The 7,778-nt window shown below is 53.9% G+C and carries 6 protein-coding genes and 2 pseudogenes; 5 read left to right on the plus strand and 3 right to left on the minus strand.

Annotated features, from left to right (window positions below):
* Position 1 precedes the first annotated feature (1 nt).
* Entirely contained in the window at positions 2-736 is a 735-nt protein-coding gene (gene sigK, locus G463_RS0103640) for an RNA polymerase sporulation sigma factor SigK (RefSeq protein WP_026974094.1), read from the minus strand.
* 199 nt (positions 737-935) lie between these two features.
* On the opposite strand from sigK, the gene G463_RS18585 reads away from it, so the two are divergent.
* Together G463_RS18585 and G463_RS0103650 are read left to right on the plus strand one after the other, a co-directional pair.
* The gene (locus tag G463_RS18585) at positions 936-1,568 is read left to right on the plus strand and encodes a DUF2239 family protein (RefSeq protein ID WP_035485495.1); all 633 of its coding nucleotides are present in this window, start codon (positions 936-938) and stop codon (positions 1,566-1,568) included.
* A gap of 16 nt (positions 1,569-1,584) precedes the next feature.
* Entirely contained in the window at positions 1,585-1,935 is a 351-nt protein-coding gene (locus tag G463_RS0103650) for a GIY-YIG nuclease family protein (protein ID WP_026974095.1), read from the plus strand.
* A 176-nt stretch (positions 1,936-2,111) separates the two neighbouring features.
* Here the strand turns inward: G463_RS0103650 and G463_RS23415 are convergent.
* Positions 2,112-2,198, minus strand: a pseudogene (locus G463_RS23415) (flagellar biosynthesis protein FliA); the annotation flags it as partial.
* A 51-nt stretch (positions 2,199-2,249) separates the two neighbouring features.
* A pseudogene (locus G463_RS23965) lies at positions 2,250-2,384 on the minus strand (IS256 family transposase); the annotation flags it as partial.
* A 114-nt stretch (positions 2,385-2,498) separates the two neighbouring features.
* On the opposite strand from G463_RS23965, the gene G463_RS18595 reads away from it, so the two are divergent.
* The 3 genes from G463_RS18595 to mrdA all read left to right on the plus strand — a co-directional run bounded on the left by G463_RS18595 (position 2,499) and on the right by mrdA (position 7,433).
* Positions 2,499-3,866, plus strand: a complete 1,368-nt coding sequence (locus G463_RS18595) for a purine/pyrimidine permease (protein WP_051321892.1) — start codon at positions 2,499-2,501, stop codon at positions 3,864-3,866.
* A gap of 181 nt (positions 3,867-4,047) precedes the next feature.
* Entirely contained in the window at positions 4,048-5,214 is a 1,167-nt protein-coding gene (locus G463_RS0103665; RefSeq protein WP_169725416.1) for a C40 family peptidase, read from the plus strand.
* Between the two features lie 194 nt (positions 5,215-5,408).
* Positions 5,409-7,433, plus strand: a complete 2,025-nt coding sequence (gene mrdA, locus G463_RS0103670; protein ID WP_035485502.1) for a penicillin-binding protein 2 — start codon at positions 5,409-5,411, stop codon at positions 7,431-7,433.
* Positions 7,434-7,778 lie beyond the last annotated feature (345 nt).

The following is a 7,778-nucleotide window of genomic DNA, read 5'->3' on the forward strand; positions in this document are numbered from 1 at the left end:
TTCAGTCATCCGCCTGCGGCCGATATACAAACGGCTTTCGCTTTCGCTGTCCGGCATACGATTGGTGGAACATCTTTAACAGCGCGCGTTTTTCCAATCTGGATACATAGGAACGGGAGATTCCGAGCAGGTCCGCGACTTCGTTTTGCGTCCACTCCTTTCCGTCCGCGAGTCCGAAGCGCAGTTCAATCACGCGCCGTTCACGGCCGTCCAGGATGCGCATCAACTGCATCATATTGGTGATTTCCATTCGTTTGCTCACTTCTTCCTCGGTGCCGTCCGCATCGGAACCGAGGATATCTCCTATGGTAATCTCGTTGCCCTCCTTGTCCGTCCCGATGGGACTGTTCAGCGAGACGTCTCTGCGCGTTTTCTTCTGCGCACGCAGTTGCATCAGGATTTCGTTCTGAATGCAGCGAGCGGCATAAGTTGCGAACTTGGTGCCCTTGGTTGGTTGAAATGTCTCCACGGCCTTGATCAATCCCACGGTCCCGATGGAAATCAGATCATCGTGATCAATCCCGGATGAATCAAACTTTTTCGCCACGTGCGCGACGAGCCGCAGGTTGTGCTCAATCAGCGCTCGGTAGGCTGCTCTGTCTCCCTTCAGCCAGCGGGCGAAGTATTCGGCCTCCTGCTGTTTGCTGAGCGGCTGTGGAAAGGACTGGTTGACATACCCGGTCACCAGTGCGACATCGCGCACCAGTGAAGCGATTGCCAAGGAAAGGGATAGCAAGGATGCATGCACCTCCGGGCTGTGTTGCAATGCAGGATGTAACATGCTATGCCAGCGCGGGCGAAAGGGTGTGTTTGTCTGGTTATATCCTGTTTTATCCGTGATGGGTATTACGCGATACATTTTATCCGGATTATATTGAATCCGAAATTTTATCCGGGTATAATACATGGCGCAGCCCCTACACAGGAGGTAGACCATGAACCGTTTTATGGACACTCCCTGCACAGCCTTTCTTGGCGAACACGTCGTCGCATCTGGTCCCTTGGCGCAGGTTGTTTCGAAAGTAAAAGATACTATCAATCATCACCACCTCTCGCAGGTACTCATCTTTGATGACTCTACGAGTAGGCAAATAGAAATTGATTTTCGTGGAACGAAAGAGGCCGTGTTAGAACGACTATCACAGCATCCAGATGCCGTTGCATCGATTCCTCAGTCGGACACGGACTCCCTTCGTCGTGTGGGTCGGCCTCGGCTGGGTGTTGTGGCTGGGGAGGTCACGTTACTGCCACGGCATTGGGAGTGGCTTAAGAGCCAGCCTGGAGGAGCATCCGCCACATTGCGCAGGCTTATTGATGAAGCTCGACATGCCCGTGAGAACCAGGATAAGGTGCGAGCAGCACAGGAGGCGACCTATCGCTTTATGACAGTCATGGCGGGGAATCTCAGTCATTATGAAGAGGCCCTGCGGGCATTATTTGCTGGCGACTCACGGCGTTTCTATGAGCTCATTGATGGATGGGCTTCGGACATTCGCAATCACATAAAGAAATTGGCAGCCCATGCGTTTCCAAACAACGGGGCAGACGATTCGTCTTCAACTAAATGAGTGGAGATGAGAGAAGTTGGATCGAAGAAAGGAATTGAAGATGAAGTGGAAGGAACAAAAGACAGTTGCAGGTGTGTTTCAAATCAAAAACATGAGGAATCATAAGATTTTTGTGGATAGCACTCGGAACATCAACACAATTAACGGAGAAAAGTTTATGTTAGAGCATGATTCCCACCCAAATAAATCTCTTCAAGCAGAGTGGAATGAATTCGGAGCGGATGCCTTTTCGTTCGAAGTATTGGAGACGGTGGACAAGAAACCCAATGATTATTTCGACTTGAAGGATGCTCTAAAGAAGCTAAAAGAAAAATGGGTACAGCAACTTCAGCCCTTTGGGGATAGGGGATATAACGTGCCGAAATAATATGTCGGATCATCGGAAGGACCGAACAAGTTGATGACAAATGTGCATCCATCGATTCAGCGATATATGTAAAAAACTGTGACCCTTTTGATTCCGTTCATGTTAAGCAACACTCTGCAGTTGGTGGGACAGTTGGTTGGCAGCGTCATTGAAAACAGACAACATCCGTAATGAAATTCGTTTCCTTCCTTGTCCGTCCCGATGGGACTGTTCAGCGAGGCGTCTCTGCGCGTTTTCTTCTGCGTACGCAATTGCATCAGGATCACACTTCTCATTCCAACAGTCTAATAGAATGTGTTTATAGTCACTTTTTCAAGGTGTGTCTCCAGCTCAGCCTCGAGCAATCCTTGCACCGTACTGGAGAACAAATCTCGCCAGGGAGCCTGGAAGTTGTCCGTCGATTTGAAGTGATTCTCCTTGATGAACTGTGCTAAGAACTCTTTCGAAATTCGCTCCCTACCAACCTTGTACTCTCAGTGTTTGTCTGCGAGGCATGAAGATCTTTGACGCTCGTGCCGAAGTTGGTCACAATCAATACGTCGCGACAACGGAAGGGGAGGTCTATGGAGGGATTGATTTATCGATTGGATCAACGTCCGCGCGGGGGTGCGCTGTGGCTGTCAACCCTGCAGTGGTTCATGTTCACGCTGGCGAACATCATCACGGTGCCCATCGTGGTCGGGCACGCGTTCCATCTCAGCGCGGCAGGGATTGCCATGTTCACGGAACGGACGTTCTTTGTGTGTGGGGTCATCGGCTTTTTGCAGGCGTGGCTCGGTCACCGCTTTCCTGTGATTGAAGGTCCCGCCGGGATGTGGTGGGGCGTGTTTCTGGTTTTGGTGCAGATGGCGGTGGACAAAGGCCAATCGCTCGGCGTGTTGCTTCAGGAATTGGAACTGGGATTGATGGTTGGCGGCCTGGTGTTCATTGTGCTCGGGGTCAGCGGACAACTCGGGCGGGTTCGGCGTCTGTTCACACCAGCTGTGACGGGAACGTTTCTGATCCTGGTGGCCCTGCAGGTTGCGCATTCTCTGGTCGAAGGGGTGCTCGGCATCGGCTTCCGGGGGCGCGAGACCGTCGCTCCGGAGGTGGCGGGGTTGTCCGTGCTGGTGCTGGCCGTAGCCATGGGACTTATGTTCAAGGCACGCGGCATGGTGCAGTCGATATCCGTTCTGATTGGCCTCGGTTGTGGCTGGGTGCTGTTTTCAGTGTTTGGCCTCGTGGACGCGCCGGTTGCCGACACGCCTTGGGTGGCGTTGCCGAGCCTGTTGCCGTTCGGGCCGCCGAAATGGAACCTGGGCGTGTGTCTGACCGGGGCCATCACAGGGGGCATTCTGCTGTCGAACCTGATTGCGAGTCTCCAGGCTTTGGCCGCGGCTGCGGGGGAGCAGGTGACTGATCAGCGGTTGAGCCGCGGAGCCCTCATGACGGGAGTTGGCACGCTGCTGACCGGCCTTTTCGGGGTGGTCGGCATGGTTCCATTGTCCTCCTGCGCCGGTCTGGTGTCGTTGACCCGCATGGCGTCGCGCTTACCGTTCATGGTCGCATCCATTGCGGTCGCGCTGCTCGGATTCTTTCCCACCGTCGGCCAGTGGGCGGCCACGCTGCCTTCGCCTGTGGGATATGCCATCCTTTTCGTCGTGTTCGCGCAAATGATTGGGTTTGGATTGCGGGATTACCGAAGCATGTCACTGGATCAGCGCGATGTGCTGGTCATCGGCATTTCTCTGACGGCCGCAGTGGGCGTGTTCGCGGTGCCGGCCACCGCCTGGAATGGGCTGCCTCCCGTTCTCGGATACGTCCTGGACAACGGCCTGATTGTGGGCATCCTGCTGGTCCTGTTGTTCGAGCATGTGCTGCTCCGCCGGCCGCAGGCGACGGTCTCGCCTGAATCATCGCTGGGAATAAACCAAGCGCCAAATGTAGACTGAGCTTCGACACAATCGGAGTGAGTTCGCGATCATCCATTTGCGGGAATTCGTGGTTCTGTGAAAAAATCCGACAAAAAGACAAGGAAAATCGGACTGAGTGTCGAAATATCACCATGTTGCCCTTTGCAATGACTGCTCGTTGGAGCGGGAGCGTCCAAATTTTTGTAACGTGGTGATGTGGTTGAGAAAGCGAACGTGGATGGTCGGTACTGTCGCAGTCGGTTTCACAGTGACCTCGCTGACAACGGCATACGCCGATGTGCTCTCTCAGAAGCGGAGTCAGGCTCAGCAGTTGCAGTCTCAGGTCACGCGGTTGCAGCAGCAAATTGAGAAGGATCAGCAGCAGGAATCCAGCTACAAGAAGCAGTTGGACTCCCTCACCGCGTCCTTGAACACCGTGCACGCGTCGCTGGTGGACAATCAAAAGCAGTACAGTGCGGTGCTGAGTCAGGTGAATCAACTTCAGACAAAAATTCAGCAGAATCAGCAGAACTTGAACAAATCGGAAGACGAGTTGGCTGCCCAATTGCGGTACATGTATGAGAGTGGCGGCCAGGGATACCTGGACGTGTTGTTTGGAGCTCAGTCGTTTTCCGATTTTCTCAGCCGTCTCAGCGAGATGGCGATGGTGGGGGAACAACAGCATCAGATCATTCAAGCGGTGCAGTCATTGCAGCAACAGTTGACCGCGCAGCAGGCCGCTCTGAAATCAGACCAGAAGACCCTCGAGCAGCGGCGTGCCCAATTGCTTCAGGCGCAGGCGATGGATCAGTCGCTCCAGGCAGCTAAGGCAGCCGCACTCCAGAACATCAAGAACCAAGAAACCAAGGACAAGAACGCCAAGTATACGGTGGAGAGCCAACTGAAGCTGACACAAGCCCAGATTGCAGAGATTGAAGCGGAGACACAGGCCGCGGAACAAAAAATGCAGTCGGCAAGCTATGTCGCACAGACGCAGAGCACATTCACCAATGTGAGTGCCGACGCGTTGATTCACTATGCCGAACAATTCATCGGGTTGCCGTACGTCTGGGGCGGGACCACGCCCAATCCGGGATTTGACTGCTCCGGGTTCACGCAGTACGTGTTTGCCCACTTCGGTGTGGCGCTCAACCGTACGGCCGCTGAGCAGTTTGCGCAAGGCATCCCCGTCTCTCGCGGGAATCTGCAGCCCGGAGATTTGGTTTTCTTCAGCACGTACGCCCCCGGTGCCACGCATGTGGGGATTTATGTCGGCAACGGAATGATGATTAACTCCGAGGACAGCGGCTTGATGATCACGTCGATGTCATTGCCGTACTGGTCGTCTCGGTACATCGGCGCACGCCGCGTGATGAATGCGACCTGACCGGACGTGCAGACGGGAAGGTGCCGTCCGGTTCTCTCCGCAATTCCGCATGTCATACCTCCGTCCGCCCGGCCGCACGCGGTTGTGCTGAGCCGGGCTGGACACTTTTCTACAAATCGTTAAATATTGCAACCCCAGCAACGGCCGATGATTTCATATAATAGGGGCAGTCTCAAGTGTAGGAGCCTGTGAAGATGAAGCCAATTGATAAGCGTGAAGTGCCGCCGAAGGCGGGCCGAGCCTCGCTTCTCTACGGAATGATATTCGTCGCCTTTTCGACGTTGATTGCTCGATTGGGATATCTGCAAATCACCGAGGGTCAACAATTTCACACTCAGGCCACCGATTATCAATACGTGACGACACCGGTGCTGCCGGTGCGCGGACGCATCTATGATACCAACAACAATCTGTTGGCGTACGATGCACCGGTTTACAATCTCTACTTCACGAAATCGTCGTCGACCAATGATCAAAGCATGAACGAGCTGGCTCAACAACTCTCGGTCATTTTGAAAACGCCAGCCAAAACTCTGTACAACACCATGAAAAACTCCGACTTTGAGACCACGCTCATCGCCAAAAAACTGACTGAATCCCAGATGGCCTACATCGAAGAACATAAGTCGGATCTGCCGGGCGTGGACATCCAGGCCGCTTCACAGCGCGTCTATCCGTTCGGCGATTTGGCCGGGCAGGTGCTCGGTTACACCGGTGCCATCCAGCCGGAGGATGAAAAGAAGTTTGACGCAGAGCACATCAAGTATCTTCCGACGGAAACCGTGGGTCGGACGGGTTTGGAACTGGAGTATGAAAGGGAATTGCAGGGCATGTACGGGTACGAGCTGTCCACCGTGAACTCGGCGGACGGCACGGTGACTTCGCTTGGCTTCAATCCCGCGCCGAAGCCGGGAGACAACCTGAAGCTGACGTTGGACGGGGTACTTCAAGCGGAGGCACAAAACGATGTGCTGAGCGTGATCAACAGTTCGCAATACAAAAATGCGATTGATGATGCGTCGGCTGTCGCCATTGATGTGAAGACCGGCGGTGTGTTGGCGATGGTCAGTTATCCTTATCTGGATCCGAATTGGTTTGCCGACGGCACATCCGGGAAACACGCAAATTACTTGAAATCCACCTCAGCACAGATGAACCACGCGATACAGAGTCCCATGTATCCAGGCTCGACGGTGAAACCTGCAAATCTGATTACGGCGCTGCAACTTGGCGTCATCAGTCCGAGCTTTGCGATTCAGGATCGTATGATCACATACGTGGCTGGAACTCCAATGAGTGACGATGGAATGAACCACGGATTTGTCGACGCAATCAAAGCCATTGGTGTATCTTGTGACACGTATTTTTACGAAGTGGGTTTGAAAATGGGGCAATGGTTTGGTGGGGTCAGCAATTATCAACAGTGGGCGGATACCAGTTTTATCAAGGGCCTGACGGAGATGTACCAAGGAGAGTGGGATTTTGGACTGGGGCCAACGACAGGAATTGATCTGCCTGGTGAGTCGAGTGGTATATTTTGGATAAAGGACACGAGCCAGACGGGTGCCCCAGCTCGTCACCTGGATCTGCAGGCGGCGCTCACCTCCCTGAAGAAGACAGGACAGTATGTGAACCATGGCAGCCCGACCGACCTTGCCTATGCGGGAATTGGTCAAATGCAGCAATTTACCCCGCTGCAGTTGGCGCAGTACGCTGCAACCATCGCAAATAACGGGAAAAGGATGAAACCCTACGTCGTGCAGGAGATCATTCCTCAGGATGGTGGAAAACCAACCGTTGTACACCCTGTCGTACAGAATGTGGTCAAAGCAAATCCACAGTACTTTAAGATGGTTCAACAGGGCATGTACGATGCGTTGTACGGTCCGGGCGGTACGGCATATGGTGTGTTTAACAATGATCCATATAAAGCCGCAGGAAAAACCGGGACCGCTGAAATATACATGCACGGGCAAAAGGTTGACAACTCGGTGTTCATTGCCTACGCGCCGTACGATAATCCGCAGGTTGCGGTTGCAGTCATGGTTCCCGGTGCGGGATATGGAGCGCAGGCGGCGGCACCCATTGCAGAAAAGATGTTCGATACCTATTTCAAAGAACACCACGAGTTCTTCCCGAAAGATCAGTGGTTGAATGTGCAGATTCCGGCCAGTTGGCTGAGCAGTCCCGCGTATAAAGATCCCGAATCGAAAAACTGAGAGTGGCGCTCGCCACTCTCTTCTTTTGGTACGCCCGGCATGGGCGGTCCCTATAGGGTGAAAGTCCCGAACGGGGGTTGGCGACACACCTACCGTTAGCCAAGAGCAAGGGTGTCCATTGTGAGGTGGAATCTGAAGGAAGCTGGAGGCAAACTCTCGACCCGAGGTACACGAATCGCATTCGAGGCTGTCACAGTCGGATGAGTTGCCCAAACACAACGAAGTCCGAAGTCGCCAAGGGCTGTGGCAGTAGATGCGGCGGGTGCATGAGAGGAAAGGGGCCGTTCTTATCCGGGGAGGCCTGTCCGATACGCTGGTAGAGCCGGTAACCGCCGTCGAGAGGCG

This window comes from Alicyclobacillus contaminans DSM 17975 (assembly GCF_000429525.1).
Lineage (GTDB): Bacteria > Bacillota > Bacilli > Alicyclobacillales > Alicyclobacillaceae > Alicyclobacillus_A > Alicyclobacillus_A contaminans.

Coding starts and splice junctions, on each gene's coding strand:
- G463_RS18585 (WP_035485495.1), top strand. CDS start 936: ATGAACCGTTTTATGGACACTCCCTGCACAGCCTTTCTTGGCGAACAC.
- G463_RS18595 (WP_051321892.1), top strand. CDS start 2,499: ATGGAGGGATTGATTTATCGATTGGATCAACGTCCGCGCGGGGGTGCG.
- mrdA (WP_035485502.1), top strand. CDS start 5,409: ATGAAGCCAATTGATAAGCGTGAAGTGCCGCCGAAGGCGGGCCGAGCC.